Consider the following 23,015-nt stretch of genomic DNA (forward strand, 5'->3'; position numbering starts at 1 on the left):
GCGGCATATAAAGTCGCATAAATTAATATAGGTTAGCAATTTTCATAAATAAATACTAACCTATCATGTGTAAAGAATATGCTGGCGTAGCTCAGTTGGTAGAGCAACTGACTTGTAATCAGTAGGTCCCGGGTTCGATTCCTGGTGCCAGCACCATCTAAATAGGACTAAACGTTGACTAAAAATGTTGACAATCCATTCATCTTAAAAGACAATAGCGTTCTTTTTGGAGGGGTTCCCGAGCGGTCAAAGGGATCAGACTGTAAATCTGACGGCTCAGCCTTCGAAGGTTCGAATCCTTCCCCCTCCACCAGTTAAGAGAGAAGTTAGAAAGCGGGTGTAGTTCAATGGTAGAACTTCAGCCTTCCAAGCTGATAGCGTGGGTTCGATTCCCATCACCCGCTCCAAAGTAGTAAATAGTATTTGCTTGTTGGGACGAGCTAGCAAGCTGATATGAAGCCCACATAGCTCAGGCGGTAGAGCACTTCCTTGGTAAGGAAGAGGTCGTTGGTTCGAGTCCAGTTGTGGGCACCATGTAATATAAATTAGCAAACGGGGAGACTTTCCGATGGCGAAGGAAAAATTTGAACGTAAGAAGCCGCACGTAAACGTGGGTACGATTGGTCACGTAGACCATGGTAAGACGACATTGACAGCAGCTATTACAACGATTATGGCGAAGAAGTATGGTGGTACAGCGAAGGCGTACGATCAAATTGATGCTGCGCCAGAAGAAAGAGAGCGTGGGATTACAATTTCTACAGCACACGTTGAATATGAATCAGCGAGTAGACATTATGCACACGTAGACTGCCCAGGCCATGCTGACTATGTTAAGAACATGATTACTGGTGCTGCGCAAATGGACGGAGCGATACTGGTTGTATCAGCGGCTGATGGTCCTATGCCACAAACGAGGGAACATATACTATTGTCTCGCCAGGTAGGTGTTCCATATATAGTTGTGTTCATGAACAAAGCGGATATGGTTGATGACCCTGAATTATTAGAACTAGTGGAAATGGAAGTGCGTGATTTGCTAAGCAGTTACGATTTCCCTGGGGATGATATACCTATTGTTGTAGGTTCAGCCTTAAAAGCATTGGAAGGCGAAGACAGTGACATCGGTGTTAAGGCTATTGAGAAACTGGTTGAGACAATGGATTCTTATATTCCTGAGCCAGTTAGAAACATAGACAAGCCATTTTTATTGCCGATTGAAGACGTATTTTCAATTTCTGGACGCGGAACAGTGGTCACTGGTCGTGTTGAGAGCGGAATTGTTAAAGTTGGTGAAGAAGTTGAAATTGTTGGAATAAGAGACACCCAAAAGACTACTTGTACTGGTGTTGAGATGTTCCGTAAATTACTTGATGAAGGTCGAGCTGGTGATAACGTTGGTGTGTTATTACGTGGTACGAAGCGAGACGAAGTGGAGCGTGGACAGGTATTGGCTAAGCCAGGTACTATTAAGCCACACACCAAGTTTGAAGCAGAAGTGTATGTGTTATCCAAGGAAGAAGGCGGACGCCATACTCCATTTTTTAATGGTTACCGTCCACAATTCTATTTCAGAACTACTGACGTGACAGGTACTTGTGACTTGCCATCAGGAGTTGAAATGGTAATGCCTGGAGATAATGTGCAATTAGTTGTTAGCTTGCATGCTCCAATTGCGATGGATGAAGGTTTAAGATTCGCAATTAGAGAGGGTGGCCGTACAGTTGGCGCCGGTGTAGTCGCTAAAATAATCGAGTAAAGTAAGAAGGTAGTACACAGTGACATGAGCTACATAATGGCTCATGTCAATTAAATTTAGGCCAGTAGCTCAATTGGCAGAGTGGCGGTCTCCAAAACCGCAGGTTGGGGGTTCGATTCCCTCCTGGCCTGCCAACTACAAGTAAATATGAAAAGTTCAAACGAAAATCAAAGTAAGATTAAAGATATTATGTCCTGGTTAGCTATTGTACTGGCTACAGCAGGTGCATTTCTATGCACTTACTATTATACGTTCACAGGACCAATTCAATCGATAATATGGCTTGCGTGGCTTATTTTGATCCTTTTCTTGGGTTACTTAACAACAACAGGTAAGAGAGTCTTTGCATTTGCGCAAGAAGCAAAAGTTGAATTGTTAAAAGTGGTTTGGCCTACACGCCAAGAAACAATACAAACAACTACTATAGTAATGGTGATGGTTGGATTGACAGGATTTATACTCTGGGGAGTAGATTCAATCATGATGTGGGCAATTGCTAAGTTAACACATTTAGGGTGAATATGGTTGAGGAAAACAAAGCAAAACAGTGGTACGTTGTACATGCCTATTCAGGATATGAAAATTTTGTCATGCGCGAAATAACATCTCGTGCAAAACACCATAATTTACAAGATAAAATAGGCGAGGTAGTTGTACCTTCAGAAGAAGTTGTAGAAATGCGTTCAGGCCAAAAGCGCAAGAGTACCCGCAAATTTTTCCCAGGATATGTTCTAGTTCATATGGTAATGGATGATCAAACATGGCACATGGTAAGAGGTATTCCCAGAGTTCTGGGTTTTATTGGAGGAACTAGTCAAACCCCAACTCCGATATCTGATAAAGAAGCTCAGGCCATTATGCAACGAGTTGAAGATGGTGTGACGAAGCCAAGGCCAAAAATACTGTTTGAGCCAGGGGAAGTAATCAGAGTGAAAGAAGGTCCATTTGTTGACTTTAATGGAGTTGTTGAAGAGGTCAATTATGAGAAAAACAGGCTAAGGGTAGCAGTTCTTATATTTGGACGTTCAACCCCAGTGGAACTTGAATTCAGTCAGGTTGAAAAAACATAAATGATCTAGATAAAAATTTTAAACTCATCAGTGTTGTTTAAAATTTAAATACAAAGGTTTTACAAAACCGGGGAGCTAGAACTTAATTGAAAATGCTAATTCAATAAAAACTAGCGCATGACCCATAAGGAGTAATAATGGCAAAAAAAGTAGAAGCATATATCAAATTACAAATCCCTGCAGGAAAAGCAAACCCCAGTCCTCCAGTTGGACCTGCTTTAGGTCAACGTGGGGTAAATATTATGGAGTTCTGCAAGGCTTTCAATGCTGCGACACAGCAAATGGAACAAGGTCTACCTATTCCAGTTGTTATTACAGTATATAGTGATCGTAGTTTTACCTTTATAACCAAGACCCCTCCAGCTTCAGTGCTGCTGAAAAAAGCTGCTGGTATTCAAAGTGGAAGTGGCACACCAAATACTAAAAAAGTAGCCAAACTGAATGTCAGTCAACTTGAAGAGATTGCTAAGGTCAAAAAACCTGATTTGACAGCAGCTAACCTAGCAGCGGCAGTAAGAAGTATTGCAGGTACAGCACGTAGCATGGGTATTGAAGTTGAAGGTTTGGAATAAGGGGTTACCATGTCAAAATTAACTAAGAAACAAAAGAAAGTAGCGGAAGTTATTAAGCCAAATCAACTCTATACAGTTGCTGATGCAGTAGCTATTCTGAAGCAATTCGCGTCTAAAAAATTTCGTGAGAGTCTTGATATCAGTATTAATTTAGGAGTTGATCCTCGTAAATCGGATCAAGTAGTTCGATCCTCGACTAATCTGCCAAAAGGGACAGGAAAAACAGTTCGAGTTGCTGTTTTTGCTCAAGGTGATAATGCTGCTAAAGCAAAAGCTGCGGGTGCTGATATAGTAGGATTTGAAGATTTGGCTGATAAGATCAAAGCAGGCGAGATGAATTTTGATGTTGTTATAGCAACTCCAGATGCTATGAGAATTGTGGGCCAACTTGGACAAATTTTAGGACCAAGAGGACTCATGCCCAATCCTAAAGTTGGAACAGTTACAACCAATGTGGAAGCAGCGGTTAATGACGCGAAATCAGGTCAAGTAAGATACAGAACTGATAAAAATGGAATCATTCATTGTACTGTTGGTAAGGCTGATTTCGCGCCTGAAGATGTTCTTGAAAACGTAGTTGCGCTGATCAATGATCTGAAGAAGGCAAAGCCAGCATCCTCTAAAGGGCAATATCTGAAGAAAATATCTTTATCTACAACAATGGGGCCAGGATTACCTATTGATATTTCATCAATACCTGTGTAACATATCATCCCATTTTTAAGAATTCACGGCATAGATTAGGTTCCATGCCGTCGAAGACCGCAGGTGCCTCGGCTTAATTTCCTGCGCAGACGGTGAACCGGCTCCTTAAGAAAGAGACGGCCACCATAACTGTCAAGTCCATGAGATTTGTACATATTAGGAGGTCAGTAACGTGACATTAAATTTAGCTGCAAAAAAAGCCGTTGTTGAAGAAGTGACTGCAGTCGCGTCAAAGGCTATTTCAGCAGTGGTTGCTGATTATCGTGGGTTAACTGTAAATCAAATGACGCAATTGCGTAGTGAAGCACGCAAATCCGGTGTTTATCTTCGTGTGGTGCGAAATACACTAACAAGAAGGGCGTTTAAAAACACTGAATTTGAATGTTTGAATGACTTACTTGTAGGTCCTGTATTCATAGCATTGTCACTTGAAGCACCAAGTGATGCTGCAAGACTACTAAAAGATTACGCAAAAACATTTGAAAAGCTTGAGATTAGAGCATTATCAGTTGGTGGGAAAGTATACAACGCAAATCAAATTGATGCTGTTGCAAGCTTACCAACACGTGATGAAGCAATATCCAAGTTAATGTATGTGATGAAAGCGCCAATTGAGAAATTTGTTCGCACACTTGCGGAGCCTCATGCCAAATTGGCTAGAACTCTTGCTGCTGTAAAGGACAAAAAAGCAGGCAATCCCGCTTAATCATTATTTAATTTTAATTAGGAGCTAGTAATGGCTGTATCAAAAAACGAAATATTAGAAACAATTTCTAACATGACAGTAATGGAAGTTGTTGAATTAATAGAGGCAATGGAAGAAAAATTTAATGTTTCTGCTGCCGCTGCTGCTGTAGCTGTTGCAGCACCAGCTGCTGGTGCTGGGGCCGCTGCTGCTGAAGAACAAACTGAGTTTACCGTTGTAATGACCAGCTTTGGTTCTAACAAGGTAAACGTAATCAAGGCAATTCGTGGCATAACTGGTCTGGGCTTGAAAGAAGCTAAAGACTTAGTAGAAGGTGCACCATCAACTGTTAAAGAAGGTGTGTCAAAAGATGAAGCTGCCAGTATCAAGAAAGAGCTTGAAGAAGCTGGTGCTACAGTAGAAGTTAAATAATTAAAATATAGCAGTATTTAAGGACCCAGCCATGTTCACATGGCTGGGTTTACTCGTTTGAAAATCATCAATAATTTACAGAGGAACCACCATGGCAGTTGCAGAAGCTAAACCTCAATATTCGCATGCTGAGAAAAAACGATTTCGCAAAAGCTTTGGTAAGCAGACAGATATAATGCCAATACCGAATCTGCTTGAAATTCAACTTAAATCCTACAGGGATTTTCTTCAAACTAATACTAAATTAAGCGAACAACTGAATACGGGATTGCATGCTGCATTTTCTTCTGTATTTCCTATCGAAAGCTTTTCTGGTAATGCAAGACTTGAATATGTTGGATACAAACTTGGAGAGCCTGCATTTGATGTTCGCGAATGCAAATTAAGAGGCCTAACTTACTCAGCTCCTCTAAGAGTCAAAATCAGACTTGTTGTGCTTGACAAAGATGCAAGCGATGATCCTAAGCCTATAAAAGATATTAGAGAGCAAGATGTTTTTATGGGAGAAATTCCTTTAATGACCGACGTTGGTACGTTTGTGGTCAATGGAACTGAACGCGTTGTTGTTTCACAATTACATCGTTCACCTGGGGTTATATTTGAACATGACAAGGGAAAAACTCACTCTTCAGGGAAGTTGCTTTATTCCGCACGAATAATACCTTATCGTGGTTCATGGTTAGATTTTGAATTTGATCCTAAAGATTGCGTTTATGTACGTATTGACAGACGTCGTAAATTGCCAGTGACTATTTTGCTAAGAGCACTAGGTTACGAAGCAGAGGATATACTAAGCGAATTTTTTGAAACAACTCGTTGTCATCTAAAAAATGGTGAATATCATATTGATTTAATTCCGCAGCGTTTGCGTGGTGAAATCGCTTCATTCGATATTCATGTTCCTGAAACAGGAGAGCTTATCGTAGAACAAGGTCGTAGAATTACTGCAAGACACATTAAGTTAATGGAAAAAAGTCAAATGCAGGATCTTGTTGTACCAAGAGATTATTTAATTGGAAAAACATTAGCAAAAAATATTATTGATACATCAACTGGTGAATTTCTAGCTCAGGCTAATGATGAGATAACTGAAGAACTGTTAGATGCTATGGCTAGCCATGGTATTTTGCAAATTGATATGATCTATACTAACGATTTGGATCATGGTTCATATATATCAGATACATTAAAAATAGATCCCACAGGATCACAATTAGAAGCACTCGTTGAAATTTACCGCATGATGCGCCCTGGAGAGCCTCCTACAAAGGAAGCTGCAGAGGCACTATTCAAAAATCTATTCTTTGTTGAAGAACGCTATGATTTGTCTGCTGTCGGTAGAATGAAATTTAACCGTCGCGTTGGAATTAAGAGCGACGAGGGTCCCGGTACATTAACGAAGGAAGACATTTTATCCGTAATTAAAACACTGATAGATATTCGGAATGGAATAGGGATGGTTGATGATATCGATCATCTGGGAAATCGTAGGGTAAGAAGTGTTGGTGAAATGACCGAAAATCAGTTTAGAGTAGGTCTTGTCCGTGTAGAGCGTGCTGTCAAAGAACGCTTAAGTTTGGTTGAATCTGAAAATCTGATGCCACAGGACTTAATTAATGCGAAACCGGTATCTGCTGCGATCAAAGAGTTTTTTGGCTCCAGTCAGTTATCGCAATTTATGGATCAAGTGAATCCATTATCTGGTGTTACACATAAAAGACGCGTATCGGCTCTTGGACCAGGTGGTTTAACACGTGAGCGAGCTGGCTTTGAAGTCCGTGACGTACATACAACACACTATGGTCGTGTATGTCCAATTGAAACGCCAGAAGGACCTAACATTGGTTTAATCAATTCATTGTCAGTGTATGCAAGAACTAACGAGTATGGATTTATTGAAACTCCTTGCCGAAAAGTAGTTAATGGGCGCGTAACAGATGAAGTTGAATACTTATCTGCTATTGAAGAAGTAGATCAATACATTGCACAATCAAATGTCGAGTTAGACGAACAAGGAAATATTCTTGCTGACTTAGTTCCCTGCAGACATCAAAATGAATTTTCCTTGACTACTCCGGATAAAATTAACTACATGGATGTCTCACCCAAACAAATTGTTTCGGTTGCTGCATCATTGATTCCATTTTTAGAGCATGATGACGCAAACAGAGCACTCATGGGTTCAAACATGCAACGTCAGGCCGTACCAACCTTGCGATCAGAAAAACCTTTGGTTGGGACCGGTATGGAAAGAATCGTCGCATCTGATTCAGGGGTGTCCGTTGTTGCGAAGAGAGGTGGAGTTATTGATCTGGTTGATGCTTCTCGTATTGTTGTTCGTGTTAATGACGACGAAACAACTGCAGGGGAAACTGGAGTAGATATTTATAACTTGACCAAGTATTTCCGCTCTAACCAGGATACCTGTATTAATCAAAGACCCATAGTATCAACAGGTGATCGAATTCAACGTGGTGATGTTCTGGCTGACGGCCCATGTACAGATATGGGTGAGCTGGCACTTGGACAGAATTTACTGGTTGCGTTTATGCCCTGGAATGGTTATAACTTTGAAGATTCCATTCTCATATCTGAACGTATCGTTCATGACGACAGATTTACTACCATTCACATCGAAGAGTTAACATGTATAGCTCGAGATACCAAATTAGGCACTGAAGAAATTACAGCAGATATTCCCAATGTAGGTGAGTCTGCGCTCTCTAATTTGGATGAATCTGGTGTCGTTTACATCGGTGCAGAAGTAAAAGCAGGTGATATTCTTGTGGGTAAAGTAACTCCTAAAGGAGAAACCCAACTTACACCAGAAGAGAAACTTTTAAGAGCTATCTTTGGTGAAAAGGCTTCAGATGTTAAAGACTCATCATTGAGAGTTCCATCCGGTATGAATGGAACGGTGATCGATGTACAGGTATTTACCCGTGATGGCCTTGAAAAGGATGCCCGTGCTAAAAGCATTGAAGAAGAACATTTAGCTCGAGTTCGCAAGGATTTAATCGACGAAAGACGTATCCGTGAAGAAGACATCTATCATAGAGTTTCTCATTTGCTACTGGATAAGGTAGCAACAGGCGGACCAGGCAGCTTAAAACCAGGATCTAAAATCACCCAGGATTACTTAGAGAAAGTTGAAAGAGAAAAATGGTTTGATATTCGTATAGAGGATGACGCAGTTAGTCAACAGCTGGAACAGTTATCCAAGCAATTAGAACTTTTAACAAAAGAAATGGAAAAGCGCTTTAACGATAGCCGCAAGAAAATTATCCAAGGTGATGATTTAGCTCCTGGCGTATTAAAAATTGTTAAAGTGTATTTGGCTGTTAAAAGAAGAATTCAACCTGGAGACAAAATGGCAGGTCGCCATGGAAACAAGGGTGTGATCTCCATTGTTGTGCCAGTTGAGGATATGCCACATATGGAAGATGGAACAGCTGTAGATATTGTTCTTAATCCATTGGGTGTCCCATCGCGAATGAATATTGGACAGGTTCTTGAGACGCATCTAGGATTAGCTGCCAAAGGATTGGGAAGAAAGATTGCACAGATGCTTGATGAAAAACAAACACCTGAAGCAATAAGAGCATTTCTTGAGAAAATTTATAATCATGACGGAGTGCAACGTGTGAACTTGAAATGTCTCAATGATGATGAATTGATGACATTGGCAGATAACCTTAAAGCGGGTGTGCCGATGGCAACTCCTGTTTTTGATGGTGCTACTGAGCAAGAAATCAAAAGTATGTTGCAGCTAGCCGATTTGCCAGCAGATGGTAAAACAGTGTTGATAGATGGCAGAACAGGTAATAAGTTTGATAATCCAGTTACTGTAGGCTACATGTATATGTTGAAATTAAACCATTTGGTAGATGACAAGATGCATGCGCGCTCAACTGGATCGTACAGTTTGGTCACTCAACAGCCACTTGGCGGTAAAGCACAATTTGGTGGTCAGCGTTTTGGTGAGATGGAAGTATGGGCATTGGAGGCATATGGTGCAGCATACACTTTACAAGAAATGTTAACCGTAAAATCAGATGACGTTGGAGGTCGAACAAAGATCTATAAAAATATAGTCGATGGAGATCATCGTATGGACCCAGGAATGCCTGAATCTTTCAATGTACTATTGAAGGAAATTAGAGCGCTGGGAATTGATATCGAGTTGGAGCATGACTAACTCATCAGCGATACATACTGACTAACCATTTTTTGGAGGCATAGACTTGGCTACCCTAAGCAACGACCCAATGAAAAAAGCACCAGTAATGAGTGACTTACTTGGTATTCTTAAGCAACAAGGTCAAAGTGAAGAATTTGATGCAATTAAAATTGCACTGGCGTCACCTGAATTAATTCGATCATGGTCCTATGGCGAAGTTAAAAAACCTGAAACAATCAACTACAGGACATTTAAGCCTGAAAGAGATGGTTTGTTTTGCGCCAAAACTTTTGGTCCAGTTAAAGATTATGAGTGCTTATGTGGAAAGTACAAGCGATTAAAACATCGCGGTGTTATTTGCGAGAAGTGTGGGGTTGAATTGGCTCTCGCAAAAGTGAGACGAGAAAGAATGGGGCATATCGAACTCGCAAGCCCAGTTGCTCACATATGGTTCTTAAAATCTTTACCATCAAGAATTGGATTACTCCTCGATATGACTCTAAGAGATATAGAACGAGTACTCTATTTTGAAGCTTTTGTCGTTGTTGATCCCGGAATGACAGAGCTTGAAAGAGGGCAACTGCTGAATGATGAAGCCTATCTTGATGCGATGGAACAATATGGTGATGAGTTTGATGCTCGCATGGGCGCAGAAGCAATTCGTGATTTGTTACGTCAAATTGATCTGGAAGATGAAATTAAAAATTTACGTGAAGAACTTCCAACAACAAACTCTGAGACAAAGATTAAAAAAATCACCAAAAGACTCAAGTTATTAGAGGCCTTTTACGAATCGGGAAATAAACCTGAATGGATGATCATGGATGTACTTCCAGTGCTTCCACCTGATTTGAGGCCATTGGTTCCGCTGGATGGTGGACGTTTTGCTACATCCGATTTGAATGATTTATACAGGCGCGTCATTAATAGGAACAACCGTCTAAAACGTTTGCTGGATCTGAATGCACCTGACATTATCGTTCGCAATGAAAAACGAATGCTGCAAGAATCGGTAGATGCTTTGCTTGATAACGGCAGAAGGGGGCGTGCTATTACTGGCACAAATAAGAGACCTCTTAAATCACTGGCTGATATGATTAAAGGTAAACAGGGTCGTTTCAGGCAAAACCTCTTAGGTAAGCGTGTCGACTACTCTGGACGTTCAGTTATTGTAGTTGGACCAACTTTAAAATTGCATCAATGTGGATTGCCCAAAAAAATGGCATTGGAATTATTCAAGCCATTTATATTCTCCAAATTGGAATTTAGAGGTTTGGCAACTACTATTAAAGCGGCCAAGAAAATGGTCGAAAGAGAAGAATCAGTGGTTTGGGATATATTAGATGACGTTATTAGAGAGCATCCCATCCTTTTAAACCGGGCTCCTACTTTACATAGATTGGGTATTCAGGCATTTGAACCTGTTTTAATTGAAGGTAAAGCGATCCAGCTCCATCCTTTGGTATGTACTGCGTACAACGCTGACTTCGATGGTGATCAAATGGCTGTGCACGTGCCCTTGACACTGGAAGCACAGCTGGAAGCTCGTTCATTGATGATGTCGACAAACAATATATTATCTCCAGCTAGTGGCGAACCAATTATTGTTCCCAGCCAGGATGTTGTACTTGGGTTATACTATTTAACACGGGAAAAAGTTAATGCCTTAGGTGAAGGGAAAATATATTCAAGTGCTCAAGAAGCGCAAAATTTCTATGAAGCAGGTCATTTGGATATCCATGCAAAAATTAAAATTCGCATGCCTAAAGAAGAAGGTGAAACAGGATATCATTTAGTTGAGACAACAGTAGGACGTGCTATTTTAGCGGAGATTTTGCCTAAAGGGATGCCATTTGATTATATAAACCGCACAATGACAAAAAAGGTTATCTCAAAAGTTATAGATAGCTGTTACCGTAAGTTTGGTTTGAAAGAAACGGTTATTTTTGCTGATCAGTTAATGTATACCGGGTTTAAATACGCCACACGATCTGGAGCGTCCATAGGCATTGAGGACATGGAAATACCAGATGATAAGGCAAGTATTATTGAACACGCTGACAATGAGGTGAGAGAAATCGAGTCTCAATTCAGATCAGGTTTGGTAACGAATGGTGAACGATACAACAAGGTAATTGATATTTGGTCAAGAACAAACGAATTAGTTGCCAAATCAATGATGTCTAAAATTGCAACTGAAGAAGTCACTGATGCAAAAGGTAACAAAGTAAGACAAGAATCATTTAATCCAATTTTCATGATGGCTGATTCGGGTGCTAGAGGTTCTGCTGCTCAGATACGACAGCTGGCTGGTATGCGAGGACTGATGGCAGCTCCAGATGGGTCAATCATTGAAACTCCTATTACAGCTAACTTCCGTGAAGGTTTGAATGTATTCCAGTACTTTATTTCTACTCACGGGGCTCGTAAAGGGTTGGCAGATACTGCATTAAAGACAGCAAACTCAGGGTATCTAACGCGACGTCTTGTCGATGTGGCGCAAGATGTTGTTATTACTGAAGATGATTGCGGTACTGATACGGGTATTCTGATGCAACCACTGATTGAAGGTGGTGATATTGTTGAACCTTTGCATGAACGTGTCCTTGGACGGGTAGTTGCTTCAGATGTTTATATTCCTACTCAAACTGAACCAGTAGTCAAAGCTGGAACTTTACTGGATGAAGAATGGGTTGAAAAATTGGAGAAGCATGGGGTAGACCAGGTTATGGTCAGGTCACCGATCACTTGCCAAACAAGATTTGGTCTTTGTGCAAAATGCTATGGTAGAGATCTTGCTCGTGGTCATCTTGTCAATACGGGTGAGGCAGTAGGTATTATTGCAGCGCAATCAATCGGTGAACCAGGAACACAGTTAACGATGCGTACCTTCCACATTGGAGGTGCTGCATCGCGAGCAACAGCTGCGAATAATATTCAAATTAAAACGAAAGGGGTTATTCGCTTACACAATATAAAGACTGTAACTCATGAGAATAAAAATCTAGTGGCAGTTTCTCGCTCAGGTGAAGTCACTATTGTTGATGAGTTCGGACGTGAGAGAGAGCGATATAAAGTTCCTTATGGTGCAGTAATTTCCGCGCAGGATAATTCTCCTGTTGAAGCTGGCCAGGTTATCGCAACGTGGGATCCTCATACGCATCCTGTTATTTCTGAAGTATCAGGTCGGTTAAAGTTTGTTGATCTTATTGATGGCATTACAATGAATAGACAAACTGATGAGTTAACCGGTTTAAGCAATATTGTAATAATAGATGCCAAACAACGGAGTGCAGCAGGCCGAGACTTACGCCCAATGGTAAAATTAGTTACTGATGAAGGGGATGACATTTATCTTGCTGGAACGAATGTCCCAGCACAATATTATCTGCCTGTCGATGCTATTGTAAACTTTGAAGACGGTAGTCTGGTGGGAATAGGAGATGTTATTGCCCGTATTCCGCAAGAACGGTCTAAAACCAGGGATATTACCGGGGGTTTACCAAGAGTGGCGGACTTGTTTGAAGCAAGAAAACCAAAAGACTCTGCAGTAATGGCAGAAGTATCAGGTTTGGTTAATTTTGGTAAAGAAACAAAAGGTAAGCGACGCTTGATTATCAATGTATCGGAAGATCAATGCCATGAAGAGTTGATTCCTAAATGGCGTCATATTTCAGTGTTTGAAGGTGAGCACGTAGAGCGTGGTGAAATCATTGCAGAGGGTGCACTTAATCCTCATGATATATTGCGCTTATTAGGTGTTGGTGCGCTGGCTAATTATATTGTAAATGAGGTCCAGGACGTATACCGTTTACAAGGTGTGAAAATTAATGATAAACACATTGAAGTAATTGTTAGACAGATGCTACGCAAGAGAGTGATTACCTTTGCCGGTGATTCAAAATTCCTCGTAGGAGAGCAAGTGGAAGAGAGTGCCATGCTTCAGGAAAATGACAAGCTTCTTGCAGAAGGAAAGCAGATTGCTCGAGGTACTCCTATTTTATTAGGAATCACAAAAGCCTCACTGGCAACAGAATCGTTTATATCAGCCGCTTCATTCCAGGAGACCACAAGAGTTTTGACTGAAGCAGCAGTAAGCGGAAAAATTGATGAATTGCGTGGTTTAAAAGAAAATGTGATGGTGGGCCGACTAATTCCAGCAGGAACTGGTTATACCTATCATCAAAGCCGAAAGGCAAAAAGAGCAAGGGCTGCAGCAGGTGGAGATACTTCAGCAACACACACAGTTACTGCAAGTGATGTTGAACACGCGTTGAGTGAAGCATTAAACGCGGATAATCATGAACATTAATCGGGATTCAAAAATGGCAGATTTAAGCTTGACAAATCTGCCGTACCTATATAGAATCCGGCCTCCTTATGCATTCAAAATATTCACAAGTGACAGATCGGAGTTAAGTACAAATGGCTACTATTAATCAGTTAGTAAGAAAGCCTCGTGTGGACGTAAAGAAGAAAAGTAACGTACCAGCACTTGAGTCATGTCCACAAAGACGCGGTGTATGTACTCGTGTATACACTACTACACCAAAGAAACCTAACTCAGCTATGCGTAAGGTTGCACGTGTGCGCTTGACCAATGGATTTGAAGTAACATCCTATATTGGTGGTGAGGGTCATAATTTACAAGAGCACTCTGTTGTTTTAATTAGAGGTGGTCGTGTTAAGGATTTACCTGGTGTGCGCTATCATACAGTTCGAGGTAGCTTAGATACCTCTGGAGTGAACGATCGAAAACAAGGGCGTTCTAAGTATGGTACAAAAAAGCCAAAAGATAAAAAATAACCGATTGTAGGAAAATTGAGATGCCAAGAAGACGAGAAGTACCCAAAAGAGAAATTTTACCTGATCCAAAGCACCATAGTGAACTGCTTGCTAAGTTCATTAATGTTTTAATGGTTAGCGGTAAAAAATCAATTGCTGAAAAAATCACTTATGGTGCGCTATCTGTTATGGAAGAGCGTGTCAAGAAAATTAAGAAAAATGAAGAAGATGGCAGTGAAACTGGTAGCAGTGGAAGTGCCGGCGCAGTGCTTCGTTATTTTGAAGAAGCATTAGATAACGTTCGCCCAAGTGTAGAAGTACGTTCACGTCGAGTTGGAGGGGCAACATACCAGGTTCCAGTAGAAGTTCGACATGATAGGAGCATAGCTCTTGGAATGCGGTGGATAGTTCAAGCTGCTCGCACACGTGGTGAAAAGGGTATGATGCTGCGTTTGGCAGGGGAACTGATGGACGCTTATGAAAATAAAGGGTCTGCAGTAAAGAAACGTGAAGATACACATAAAATGGCAAAAGCTAACCAAGCATTTGCTCATTTTAGATGGAATTAAGAGAGAGATAAGCCGTGGCAACTCCATTAAAACTATATAGAAACATAGGCATTGCAGCCCACGTTGATGCTGGAAAAACAACAACTACAGAGCGAGTACTGTACTATACCGGTATGTCTCATAAGATTGGTGAAGTGCATGATGGTGCTGCAACTATGGACTGGATGGTCCAAGAGCAGGAACGTGGTATTACCATTACTTCTGCTGCAACAACTTGCTATTGGTCTGGTATGGACAAACAATTTGACTCCCACCGGATCAATATTATTGATACACCTGGACACGTAGACTTTATGATTGAAGTCGAACGTTCTTTGCGTGTATTAGATGGAGCAGTTGTTGTATTTGATTCAGTTGCCGGCGTTGAACCTCAATCTGAAACAGTATGGCGTCAAGCTAATAAATATGGTGTTCCTCGTATCGTTTTTGTAAATAAAATGGATAGGATGGGTGCCAATTTCCTAAGAGTTGTGAATCAGATAAAACAGCGATTAGGTTCTACTCCTGTAGTCTTACAATTACCAATTGGTGCAGAAGAAGAATTCAAAGGTGTGATTGATCTCATCAAAATGAAGGCAATCCACTGGGATGAAGAAAATAAAGGCATGACGTTTAAATATCTTGATATCCCCGCTGATTTAAAAGCAACCTGCGAAGAGTATCGCGCACATATCATCGAAGCAGCAGCAGAATATTCCGAAGAGTTAATGGAAAAATATTTGGAAGGTGAAGAGTTCACAGAGACTGAAATCAAAAAGGCTTTACGTCATTTGACAATTACAAATAAAGTTGTTCCAGTATTCTGCGGGTCAGCCTTTAAGAATAAAGGTGTACAAGCAGTACTGGATGGTGTAATCGAATATTTACCATCACCCACCGACATTCCTGATATACAGGGAGTTGATGAGCATGGTGAGATAATACATAGAAAAACCAGTTATGATGAACCATTCTCAGCATTAGCGTTTAAGATTGCTACAGATCCGTTTGTGGGTACTCTAACATATTTTAGAGCTTATTCTGGTATTCTCAAGAGTGGAGATACAGTATATAACTCAGTGAAGTGCAAGAAGGAGCGTATTGGCCGCCTCTTGCAGATGCATGCTAATTCTCGTGAAGAAATTAAGGAAGTGAGAGCAGGGGATATAGCTGCTGCAGTTGGCCTTAAAACAGTAACCACTGGTGATACCTTGTGTGATCAAGACAAGGTTGTAATTTTAGAAAGAATGGATTTTCCCGATCCGGTGATTGCAGTTGCTGTTGAACCAAAGACTAAAGCAGATCAGGAAAAAATGGGAATTGCGTTAGGCAAATTAGCCCAAGAAGACCCTTCTTTTAGAGTTCATACTGATGAAGAGTCAGGTCAGACAATTATTCAAGGTATGGGTGAGTTACATCTTGAAATCATTGTTGACCGCATGAAGAGAGAGTTCAATGTAGAAGCTAATGTTGGTAAACCTCAGGTTGCATACCGAGAGACACTGAAGCAAGCTGTTGAACAAGAAGGTAAATTCGTAAGACAATCAGGTGGACGTGGTCAGTATGGTCATGTGTGGTTGAAAATTGAACCACAAGAGCCTGGAAAGGGTTATGAGTTTATCAATGCCATCGTTGGTGGTGTCATTCCAAAAGAATATATCCCTGCAGTAGATAAAGGGATACAAGAACAAATGCAAAATGGTGTAATTGCTGGATATCCAGTAGTAGATGTTAAAGTTACACTGTTTGATGGTTCATTCCATGAAGTGGATTCAAGCGAAATGGCATTTAAGATCGCAGGATCTCAATGCTTCAAGCAAGGTGCATTAAAGGCTAAACCTGTACTTCTTGAGCCAATCATGAGTGTCGAAGTTGTTACACCCGAAGATTACATGGGTGATGTTATGGGTGATCTAAACAGACGACGTGGATTAGTTCAAGGTATGGAAGACTCCCCAGCAGGCAAAATTGTTAGGGCAGAAGTACCTCTTGCAGAGATGTTTGGTTATTCAACTGACTTACGTTCTGCTACACAAGGAAGAGCAACCTACACTATGGAGTTTTGTAAGTACGCAGAAGCACCAACAAATATTGCTGAAGCAATTATCAAGAAACAATAAAAGTTAACGAGGTTATTGAAATGGCGAAGGAAAAATTTGAACGTAAGAAGCCGCACGTAAACGTGGGTACGATTGGTCACGTAGACCATGGTAAGACGACATTGACAGCAGCTATTACAACGATTATGGCGAAGAAGTATGGTGGTACAGCGAAGGCGTACGATCAAATTGATGCTGCGCCAGAAGAAAGAGAGCGTGGGATTACAATTTCTACAGCACACGTTGAATATGAATCAGCGAGTAGACATTATGCACACGTAGACTGCCCAGGCCATGCTGACTATGTTAAGAACATGATTACTGGTGCTGCGCAAATGGACGGAGCGATACTGGTTGTATCAGCGGCTGATGGTCCTATGCCACAAACGAGGGAACATATACTATTGTCTCGCCAGGTAGGTGTTCCATATATAGTTGTGTTCATGAACAAAGCGGATATGGTTGATGACCCTGAATTATTAGAACTAGTGGAAATGGAAGTGCGTGATTTGCTAAGCAGTTACGATTTCCCTGGGGATGATATACCTATTGTTGTAGGTTCAGCCTTAAAAGCATTGGAAGGCGAAGACAGTGACATCGGTGTTAAGGCTATTGAGAAACTGGTTGAGACAATGGATTCTTATATTCCTGAGCCAGTTAGAAACATAGACAAGCCATTTTTATTGCCGATTGAAGACGTATTTTCAATTTCTGGACGCGGAACAGTGGTCACTGGTCGTGTTGAGAGCGGAATTGTTAAAGTTGGTGAAGAAGTTGAAATTGTTGGAATAAGAGACACCCAAAAGACTACTTGTACTGGTGTTGAGATGTTCCGTAAATTACTTGATGAAGGTCGAGCTGGTGATAACGTTGGTGTGTTATTACGTGGTACGAAGCGAGACGAAGTGGAGCGTGGACAGGTATTGGCTAAGCCAGGTACTATTAAGCCACACACCAAGTTTGAAGCAGAAGTGTATGTGTTATCCAAGGAAGAAGGCGGACGCCATACTCCATTTTTTAATGGTTACCGTCCACAATTCTATTTCAGAACTACTGACGTGACAGGTACTTGTGACTTGCCATCAGGAGTTGAAATGGTAATGCCTGGAGATAATGTGCAATTAGTTGTTAGCTTGCATGCTCCAATTGCGATGGATGAAGGTTTAAGATTCGCAATTAGAGAGGGTGGCCGTACAGTTGGCGCCGGTGTAGTCGCTAAAATAATCGAGTAAAAAAAATGAGCAGCAATCAAAATATTAAAATAAGATTAAAATCGTTTGATCATCGGTTGATTGATTTATCAACACGAGAAATTGTTGATACTGCAAAAAGAACTGGCGCACAAATACGTGGGCCAATTCCATTGCCTATCAGAAAAGAAAAATTTACTGTATTGACTTCACCGCATGTAAACAAAGATGCAAGAGATCAATATGAATTACGTACTCATAAACGCCTGGTCGTTATTGTTCATCCAACTGAAAAAACTGTAGATGCTTTAATGAAATTGGATTTGGCTGCCGGGGTTGATGTTCAGATAAGCCTTGATGACTAGATAATAAGGCAAAGGATATTAAAGAGGTGTTACAATGATGATCGGTTTATTAGGCCGTAAGATCGGTATGACGCGTGTCTTCACACCAGAAGGAGTTTCTGTTCCTGTTTCTGTTGTAGAGGTTCAGCCGAATCGCGTTTCTCAAGTAAAAACATCAGCGAATGATGGTTATTCAGCTGTACAGTTAACTGGTGGTACAAAAAAATCGAGTAAAGTGAGTAAGCCAATGGCTGGTCATTTTGCTAAAGCAGAAATAGAAGCTGGTGATATGCAAGTAGAATTTCGTATAGATTCAGAAGATGCATTTACACCGGGTCAAGTAATATCTGTCGCTGATGTATTCACTGCTGGGCAATATGTAGATGTATCAGGTTTGACTAAAGGTAAAGGTTTTGCAGGAACTGTAAAGAGATATAACTTTAGAACTCAAGATGCATCACATGGTAACTCAAGATCGCATAGAGTCCCTGGTTCTATAGGACAAAACCAAACTCCAGGCCGTGTTTTTAAAGGGAAAAAAATGGCCGGTCACATGGGTAATGCTCGATGTACAATTCAAAGTCTGGAATTGGTGAAAGTTGACTCTGAAAGAAATTTATTGCTCATTAAAGGTGCAATTCCTGGTGCTCCAGGTTCTAGAGTAGAAATTAAGCCTGCAGTCAAAAAGCAAGTGCGAGGTGAGTGATGGAAATTACTACAATAGATACAAAGTCAAAATTAAAGCTAAATAAAGAAGTCTTTGCTTATACCTATAACGAAGGCCTGGTTCATCAAGCAGTTGTTGCTTTCATGAACAATGCACGAAGTGGTAATAGTGCTCAGAAAACACGTTCTGAGGTTAGCGGCGGTGGTAAAAAACCTTGGAACCAAAAAGGAACTGGTCGTGCAAGAGCAGGGACCATTCGAAGTCCTTTATGGAGAAGTGGGGGAGTAACTTTTGCGTCTAAGAAAAGAGATTATTCGCAAAAACTTAATAAAAAAATGTACAAACGTGCATTACGTAGTATAATCTCCGAACTTTGCCGTACTGGCAATTTAGTGGTTGTCAGTGATTTCCAATGTGATAATCACAAAACCAAGGATTTTCTCAAAAAAATGAATCAGATGGATATAAATAATGCTCTGATCATAATGAGTGAAGTTGGCGAAAATGAATACCTTGGTTCAAGAAACCTAATTGATTATGATATCTGTGATGTTACAACTATAGATCCTGTTTCCTTACTACGATTTGAGAAAGTTGTTGTTACAGAAGCTGCAATTAAAAAAATTGAGGAACAGTTACAATGAACGCTGAGAGATTGATGATGGTTCTTAGGGAACCACATACTTCTGAAAAAGCAACTGTCATGGCCGATAAGTTTAAACAGTTCACTTTCAAAGTACTGAAAAATGCGACTAAGACTGAAATTAAATTAGCAGTTGAACATATATTTAATGTAAAAGTTAAAAGTGTATCTGTTGTCAATGTGAAGGGTAAATCTAAACGCTTTAAACAAACCAGTGGAAAGCGAAGTGACTGGAAGAAGGCATTTGTCTCTCTTCATGCAGACCAAGATATTGACTTTACAGTTACTGAATAAGGCAGATAAAGATGGCACTATTAAAATCTAAACCGACTTCACCCGGAAAACGAGGTGAAATACGTGTTGTACATCACAATATCTATAAAGGAAAGCCACATGCTGCATTAGTTGAAAAACTAAAAAAGACAGGTGGAAGAAATAATCAAGGTCGTATAACAGTTCGACATATTGGTGGTGGTCAACGTCAAAAGTATCGAATTATAGACTTTAAACGCAATAAGGATGGTATATTAGGTCGTGTTGAGAGATTGGAGTATGATCCAAACAGAACTGCTTTAATTGCATTGATATCTTACAAAGATGGTGAAAAACGCTATATTATAGCGCCATCAAATTTGGAAGTTGGTGCTACAATTCAAAGTGGAGCTGATTCACCGATAAGTGTAGGGAACTGTCTTCCGTTAAAAAATATACCTGTAGGTACAACAATTCATTGTGTTGAAATGAAGCCTGGTAAAGGCGCTCAAATGCTACGAAGTGCTGGTTGCAGCGGACAACTTGTTGCAAAAGAGGGTGTTTATGCAACTTTAAGATTACGCTCAGGTGAGATGCGCAAGATACATGTTTTATGCCGAGCTGTAATTGGTGAAGTAAGTAATAGTGAGCACAACTTAAGAGCTTTGGGTAAAGCAGGTGCTAAGCGATGGAGAGGAATACGTCCCACTGTTCGCGGAGTTGCGATGAACCCAGTTGATCACCCGCATGGTGGTGGTGAAGGACGCACATCAGGTGGACGTCATCCCGTATCTCCATGGGGTTTACCAACAAAAGGCTATAAAACTAGAAGCAATAAGCGTACTGACACATTTATTGTCAGAGGGCGTAAGAAGAAATAATTAATAAGAGGATATCAAGTGGCTCGTTCAATTAGAAAAGGTCCATTTATTGACCATCATTTGATCAGCAAGGTAGAAGCTGCAATCGAATCAAAATCAAAGAAGCCAATTAAAACTTGGTCTAGACGTTCTACAATCGTTCCTGAAATGATTGATTTAACGATTGCTGTACATAACGGCAAAGACCACGTTCCTGTATTTATTACAGATAATATGGTTGGTCATAAATTAGGTGAGTTTGCCATGACTCGTACATTCAAGGGCCACTCTGGGGACAGAAAGGCTAAAGGTAAGTAAGAGGATATGATGGAAGTAACAGCTAAATTAAAAGGTGCTCCTTTATCCGCACAAAAGGGTAGATTAGTAGCCGATATGATACGTAATATGAATGTATCTGGTGCGCTTGATGTCCTCAAGTTTACACCAAAAAAAGGTGCTAAATTAATGCTTAAGTTATTAGAGTCAGCTATTGCTAATGCTGAAAATAATAATGGAGCTGATATCGATGATCTAAAAGTAGGCATGGTATGCGTTGATGAAGCAACAACTTTAAAACGTATTAGTCCCAGAGCTAAGGGTAGAGCAAATAGAATTTGCAAACGTACCTGCCATATAACTATTAAAGTGTCTGACGAGGAATAGCAATGGGACAAAAAGTTAACCCAATAGGTATACGCCTTGGAATAATCAAAGATTGGAACTCGAAATGGTTTGCAGGAAAGAGATATGCTGAGTTTCTAATTCAGGATATAAAACTTCGAAATGAACTTAAAAAGAAATTAATGGCTGCGGCTGTAAGTAAAATTCTTATAGAGAGACCAGCTAATAATGCTGTTGTTACTATCTTGACAGCAAGACCTGGAGTTATTATTGGCAAAAAAGGCGGAGGGATTGAAACACTTCGCAAGGAAATTTCGGATAACCTGGGTGTACCAGTTCATTTGAATATTGAAGAAGTGAAAAAGCCTGAGCTGGATGCTACTTTGGTGGCTGAAGGTATTGCTCAGCAGCTAGAGCAACGAGTCATGTTCAGACGCGCTATGAAACGTGCTGTTACCTCTGCTCTTAAAGCTGGTGCAAAAGGTATTAAAATTTGTGTAAGTGGACGATTAGGTGGTGCTGAAATTGCAAGAAGTGAATGGTACAGAGAAGGAAGAGTACCTTTACATACTTTTAGAGCTGACATTGATTATGGTACCGCTGAATCCAAAACTACCTACGGAATTATTGGTGTAAAAGTCTGGATCTTTAAGGGTGAAATTCTCCCGCAAAAGAAAAGATCAACAGAAAACGCCCAGTGAGTGAGGATTAGAAATTATGTTACAACCAAAGCGTACTAAGTACCGAAAACAAATGAAGGGTCGTAATAAGGGTTTGGCTCTTCGTGGTAGTAAAATTAGTTTCGGTGAGTTTGGTCTTAAGGCTGTAGAGCGCGGACGTTTAACTGCTAGACAAATAGAAGCAGCGCGAAGAGCTATGACACGACATATAAAGCGTGGTGGTAAAATTTGGATTAGAGTGTTTCCAGACAAGCCAATCACACAAAAACCACTTGAAGTTAGACAAGGTAAGGGTAAGGGAAGTGTTGAGTATTGGGTAGCTCAAATACAACCAGGTAAGGTTTTATTTGAAATGGAAGGTGTTAGTAAAGAACTTGCAATGGAAGCATTTGACCTTGCAAAAGCAAAACTTCCTTTCAAAGTGATGTTTGAAGAGCGGACGGTAATGTAATGAAAAAAATAGATGAATTGCGCAATATGTCAGTTGAGGAATTGCAAAATGAATTGCTTTCATTACGTAAAGATCAGTTTAATTTACGAATGAAAAAAGCAAGTGGCTCACTAGATAAAACACATCTGATCACTATGGTGCGTAAGTCAGTGGCAAAAGTTAAAACAATCTTGACTGAAAAGGCAGGTAAGTGAAATGTCTACTAATAGTGAATCAAATGCCAGAACAATGATTGGAAAAGTAGTTAGCGACAAAATGGATAAAACTATTGTAGTTATGATTGAACGTACTGTGAAACATCCAAAGTATGGGAAAATCATGAAGCGAAGAACTAAACTACATGCACATGATGAAAATCAAGTTTGCCGAGTTGGTAATACCGTAAAAATCCGTGAGTCACGACCACTCTCTAAAACGAAAAGCTGGGTATTAGTCGAAGTAATTTCATAAGTAACTTAATTGTTTTACTTTT

Annotated in this window: 24 protein-coding genes and 5 tRNA genes; all 29 read left to right on the plus strand. The window is 40.4% G+C overall.

Translation table 11 applies throughout. The features are described 5' to 3' along the window. The first annotated feature begins 80 nt into the window (after nucleotides 1-80). Nucleotides 81-156, plus strand: a tRNA-Thr gene (locus tag OQJ02_RS01580). 72 nt (nucleotides 157-228) lie between these two features. Continuing rightward, nucleotides 229-313, plus strand: a tRNA-Tyr gene (locus OQJ02_RS01585). A 20-nt stretch (nucleotides 314-333) separates the two neighbouring features. Beyond that, a tRNA-Gly gene (locus OQJ02_RS01590) sits at nucleotides 334-407 on the plus strand. 51 nt (nucleotides 408-458) lie between these two features. Next, nucleotides 459-534, plus strand: a tRNA-Thr gene (locus OQJ02_RS01595). A gap of 34 nt (nucleotides 535-568) precedes the next feature. Continuing rightward, nucleotides 569-1,759 carry an elongation factor Tu gene (gene tuf, locus OQJ02_RS01600; RefSeq protein WP_010946066.1) on the plus strand — a complete coding sequence of 397 codons (1,191 nt, stop codon included), beginning with the start codon at nucleotides 569-571 and terminating at the stop codon, nucleotides 1,757-1,759. Nucleotides 1,760-1,817: 58 nt separating this feature from the next. Beyond that, nucleotides 1,818-1,893: transfer RNA gene (locus OQJ02_RS01605), tRNA-Trp, on the plus strand. A 13-nt stretch (nucleotides 1,894-1,906) separates the two neighbouring features. After that, entirely contained in the window at nucleotides 1,907-2,278 is a 372-nt protein-coding gene (gene secE, locus OQJ02_RS01610) for a preprotein translocase subunit SecE (RefSeq protein WP_265717598.1), read from the plus strand. 2 nt (nucleotides 2,279-2,280) lie between these two features. Beyond that, nucleotides 2,281-2,829: a transcription termination/antitermination protein NusG gene (gene nusG / locus OQJ02_RS01615; protein WP_014840953.1), complete on the plus strand. Its 549-nt coding sequence runs from the start codon at nucleotides 2,281-2,283 to the stop codon at nucleotides 2,827-2,829. 137 nt (nucleotides 2,830-2,966) lie between these two features. Then, nucleotides 2,967-3,401 carry a 50S ribosomal protein L11 gene (gene rplK / locus OQJ02_RS01620; RefSeq protein ID WP_265717599.1) on the plus strand — a complete coding sequence of 145 codons (435 nt, stop codon included), beginning with the start codon at nucleotides 2,967-2,969 and terminating at the stop codon, nucleotides 3,399-3,401. 9 nt (nucleotides 3,402-3,410) lie between these two features. Beyond that, on the plus strand, nucleotides 3,411-4,106 hold the full coding sequence (rplA, locus tag OQJ02_RS01625; RefSeq protein ID WP_265717600.1) for a 50S ribosomal protein L1: 696 nt from the start codon (nucleotides 3,411-3,413) through the stop codon (nucleotides 4,104-4,106). 172 nt (nucleotides 4,107-4,278) lie between these two features. Continuing rightward, entirely contained in the window at nucleotides 4,279-4,812 is a 534-nt protein-coding gene (rplJ, locus tag OQJ02_RS01630) for a 50S ribosomal protein L10 (protein ID WP_010946071.1), read from the plus strand. Between the two features lie 30 nt (nucleotides 4,813-4,842). Continuing rightward, complete coding sequence (gene rplL, locus OQJ02_RS01635; protein ID WP_010946072.1) at nucleotides 4,843-5,223, plus strand: 50S ribosomal protein L7/L12; 381 nt, start codon at nucleotides 4,843-4,845, stop codon at nucleotides 5,221-5,223. Nucleotides 5,224-5,314: 91 nt separating this feature from the next. After that, nucleotides 5,315-9,421 (plus strand): DNA-directed RNA polymerase subunit beta, encoded by a 4,107-nt coding sequence (gene rpoB / locus OQJ02_RS01640; RefSeq protein WP_265717601.1) that lies wholly within the window; start codon nucleotides 5,315-5,317, stop codon nucleotides 9,419-9,421. 88 nt (nucleotides 9,422-9,509) lie between these two features. Then, the gene (gene rpoC / locus OQJ02_RS01645) at nucleotides 9,510-13,715 is read left to right on the plus strand and encodes a DNA-directed RNA polymerase subunit beta' (RefSeq protein ID WP_265719778.1); all 4,206 of its coding nucleotides are present in this window, start codon (nucleotides 9,510-9,512) and stop codon (nucleotides 13,713-13,715) included. Nucleotides 13,716-13,828: 113 nt separating this feature from the next. Beyond that, nucleotides 13,829-14,209, plus strand: coding sequence for a 30S ribosomal protein S12 (gene rpsL / locus OQJ02_RS01650; protein ID WP_004450478.1), 381 nt, complete (start codon nucleotides 13,829-13,831; stop codon nucleotides 14,207-14,209). A 20-nt stretch (nucleotides 14,210-14,229) separates the two neighbouring features. Beyond that, nucleotides 14,230-14,757: a 30S ribosomal protein S7 gene (rpsG, locus tag OQJ02_RS01655; RefSeq protein WP_010946075.1), complete on the plus strand. Its 528-nt coding sequence runs from the start codon at nucleotides 14,230-14,232 to the stop codon at nucleotides 14,755-14,757. A 14-nt stretch (nucleotides 14,758-14,771) separates the two neighbouring features. After that, the gene (fusA, locus tag OQJ02_RS01660; protein WP_265717602.1) at nucleotides 14,772-16,856 is read left to right on the plus strand and encodes an elongation factor G; all 2,085 of its coding nucleotides are present in this window, start codon (nucleotides 14,772-14,774) and stop codon (nucleotides 16,854-16,856) included. 20 nt (nucleotides 16,857-16,876) lie between these two features. Beyond that, the gene (tuf, locus tag OQJ02_RS01665) at nucleotides 16,877-18,067 is read left to right on the plus strand and encodes an elongation factor Tu (RefSeq protein WP_010946066.1); all 1,191 of its coding nucleotides are present in this window, start codon (nucleotides 16,877-16,879) and stop codon (nucleotides 18,065-18,067) included. A 5-nt stretch (nucleotides 18,068-18,072) separates the two neighbouring features. Next, nucleotides 18,073-18,390, plus strand: a complete 318-nt coding sequence (gene rpsJ / locus OQJ02_RS01670) for a 30S ribosomal protein S10 (protein ID WP_010946077.1) — start codon at nucleotides 18,073-18,075, stop codon at nucleotides 18,388-18,390. Nucleotides 18,391-18,427: 37 nt separating this feature from the next. Beyond that, nucleotides 18,428-19,075 (plus strand): 50S ribosomal protein L3, encoded by a 648-nt coding sequence (rplC, locus tag OQJ02_RS01675; RefSeq protein ID WP_265719779.1) that lies wholly within the window; start codon nucleotides 18,428-18,430, stop codon nucleotides 19,073-19,075. Then, nucleotides 19,075-19,680, plus strand: coding sequence for a 50S ribosomal protein L4 (rplD, locus tag OQJ02_RS01680; protein WP_265717603.1), 606 nt, complete (start codon nucleotides 19,075-19,077; stop codon nucleotides 19,678-19,680). The genes rplC and rplD overlap by 1 nt, the downstream gene beginning before the upstream one ends. Beyond that, nucleotides 19,677-19,973 (plus strand): 50S ribosomal protein L23, encoded by a 297-nt coding sequence (rplW, locus tag OQJ02_RS01685; RefSeq protein WP_011213009.1) that lies wholly within the window; start codon nucleotides 19,677-19,679, stop codon nucleotides 19,971-19,973. Before rplD ends, rplW begins: the two co-directional genes overlap by 4 nt. 11 nt (nucleotides 19,974-19,984) lie before the next feature. Beyond that, nucleotides 19,985-20,812 (plus strand): 50S ribosomal protein L2, encoded by an 828-nt coding sequence (gene rplB, locus OQJ02_RS01690; RefSeq protein ID WP_265717604.1) that lies wholly within the window; start codon nucleotides 19,985-19,987, stop codon nucleotides 20,810-20,812. A gap of 18 nt (nucleotides 20,813-20,830) precedes the next feature. After that, a complete protein-coding gene (rpsS, locus tag OQJ02_RS01695; RefSeq protein ID WP_010946728.1) occupies nucleotides 20,831-21,109 on the plus strand; it encodes a 30S ribosomal protein S19 in 279 nt (92 codons plus the stop codon). A 9-nt stretch (nucleotides 21,110-21,118) separates the two neighbouring features. Beyond that, on the plus strand, nucleotides 21,119-21,454 hold the full coding sequence (gene rplV, locus OQJ02_RS01700) for a 50S ribosomal protein L22 (RefSeq protein ID WP_010946083.1): 336 nt from the start codon (nucleotides 21,119-21,121) through the stop codon (nucleotides 21,452-21,454). A 2-nt stretch (nucleotides 21,455-21,456) separates the two neighbouring features. Next, the gene (gene rpsC, locus OQJ02_RS01705; RefSeq protein ID WP_265717605.1) at nucleotides 21,457-22,113 is read left to right on the plus strand and encodes a 30S ribosomal protein S3; all 657 of its coding nucleotides are present in this window, start codon (nucleotides 21,457-21,459) and stop codon (nucleotides 22,111-22,113) included. 16 nt (nucleotides 22,114-22,129) lie between these two features. After that, nucleotides 22,130-22,543 carry a 50S ribosomal protein L16 gene (gene rplP, locus OQJ02_RS01710; RefSeq protein WP_265717606.1) on the plus strand — a complete coding sequence of 138 codons (414 nt, stop codon included), beginning with the start codon at nucleotides 22,130-22,132 and terminating at the stop codon, nucleotides 22,541-22,543. Next, nucleotides 22,543-22,737 carry a 50S ribosomal protein L29 gene (rpmC, locus tag OQJ02_RS01715; RefSeq protein WP_010946086.1) on the plus strand — a complete coding sequence of 65 codons (195 nt, stop codon included), beginning with the start codon at nucleotides 22,543-22,545 and terminating at the stop codon, nucleotides 22,735-22,737. The genes rplP and rpmC overlap by 1 nt, the downstream gene beginning before the upstream one ends. Before the next feature lies 1 nt (nucleotide 22,738). Next, the gene (gene rpsQ / locus OQJ02_RS01720; RefSeq protein ID WP_010946087.1) at nucleotides 22,739-22,993 is read left to right on the plus strand and encodes a 30S ribosomal protein S17; all 255 of its coding nucleotides are present in this window, start codon (nucleotides 22,739-22,741) and stop codon (nucleotides 22,991-22,993) included. The last annotated feature ends 22 nt before the right edge of the window (nucleotides 22,994-23,015 follow it).

This window comes from Legionella sp. PATHC032 (genome assembly GCF_026191185.1).
GTDB lineage: Bacteria > Pseudomonadota > Gammaproteobacteria > Legionellales > Legionellaceae > Legionella.

Excerpts from the sequence above, each read along its gene's own strand:
- tuf (WP_010946066.1), top strand. The coding sequence starts at position 569 with ATGGCGAAGGAAAAATTTGAACGTAAGAAGCCGCACGTAAACGTGGGT.
- secE (WP_265717598.1), top strand. The coding sequence starts at position 1,907 with ATGAAAAGTTCAAACGAAAATCAAAGTAAGATTAAAGATATTATGTCC.
- nusG (WP_014840953.1), top strand. The coding sequence starts at position 2,281 with ATGGTTGAGGAAAACAAAGCAAAACAGTGGTACGTTGTACATGCCTAT.
- rplK (WP_265717599.1), top strand. The coding sequence starts at position 2,967 with ATGGCAAAAAAAGTAGAAGCATATATCAAATTACAAATCCCTGCAGGA.
- rplA (WP_265717600.1), top strand. The coding sequence starts at position 3,411 with ATGTCAAAATTAACTAAGAAACAAAAGAAAGTAGCGGAAGTTATTAAG.
- rplL (WP_010946072.1), top strand. The coding sequence starts at position 4,843 with ATGGCTGTATCAAAAAACGAAATATTAGAAACAATTTCTAACATGACA.
- rpoB (WP_265717601.1), top strand. The coding sequence starts at position 5,315 with ATGGCAGTTGCAGAAGCTAAACCTCAATATTCGCATGCTGAGAAAAAA.
- rpoC (WP_265719778.1), top strand. The coding sequence starts at position 9,510 with ATGAGTGACTTACTTGGTATTCTTAAGCAACAAGGTCAAAGTGAAGAA.
- rpsL (WP_004450478.1), top strand. The coding sequence starts at position 13,829 with ATGGCTACTATTAATCAGTTAGTAAGAAAGCCTCGTGTGGACGTAAAG.
- rpsG (WP_010946075.1), top strand. The coding sequence starts at position 14,230 with ATGCCAAGAAGACGAGAAGTACCCAAAAGAGAAATTTTACCTGATCCA.
- tuf (WP_010946066.1), top strand. The coding sequence starts at position 16,877 with ATGGCGAAGGAAAAATTTGAACGTAAGAAGCCGCACGTAAACGTGGGT.
- rpsJ (WP_010946077.1), top strand. The coding sequence starts at position 18,073 with ATGAGCAGCAATCAAAATATTAAAATAAGATTAAAATCGTTTGATCAT.
- rplC (WP_265719779.1), top strand. The coding sequence starts at position 18,428 with ATGATCGGTTTATTAGGCCGTAAGATCGGTATGACGCGTGTCTTCACA.
- rplD (WP_265717603.1), top strand. The coding sequence starts at position 19,075 with ATGGAAATTACTACAATAGATACAAAGTCAAAATTAAAGCTAAATAAA.
- rplW (WP_011213009.1), top strand. The coding sequence starts at position 19,677 with ATGAACGCTGAGAGATTGATGATGGTTCTTAGGGAACCACATACTTCT.
- rplB (WP_265717604.1), top strand. The coding sequence starts at position 19,985 with ATGGCACTATTAAAATCTAAACCGACTTCACCCGGAAAACGAGGTGAA.
- rplV (WP_010946083.1), top strand. The coding sequence starts at position 21,119 with ATGGAAGTAACAGCTAAATTAAAAGGTGCTCCTTTATCCGCACAAAAG.
- rpsC (WP_265717605.1), top strand. The coding sequence starts at position 21,457 with ATGGGACAAAAAGTTAACCCAATAGGTATACGCCTTGGAATAATCAAA.
- rplP (WP_265717606.1), top strand. The coding sequence starts at position 22,130 with ATGTTACAACCAAAGCGTACTAAGTACCGAAAACAAATGAAGGGTCGT.
- rpmC (WP_010946086.1), top strand. The coding sequence starts at position 22,543 with ATGAAAAAAATAGATGAATTGCGCAATATGTCAGTTGAGGAATTGCAA.
- rpsQ (WP_010946087.1), top strand. The coding sequence starts at position 22,739 with ATGTCTACTAATAGTGAATCAAATGCCAGAACAATGATTGGAAAAGTA.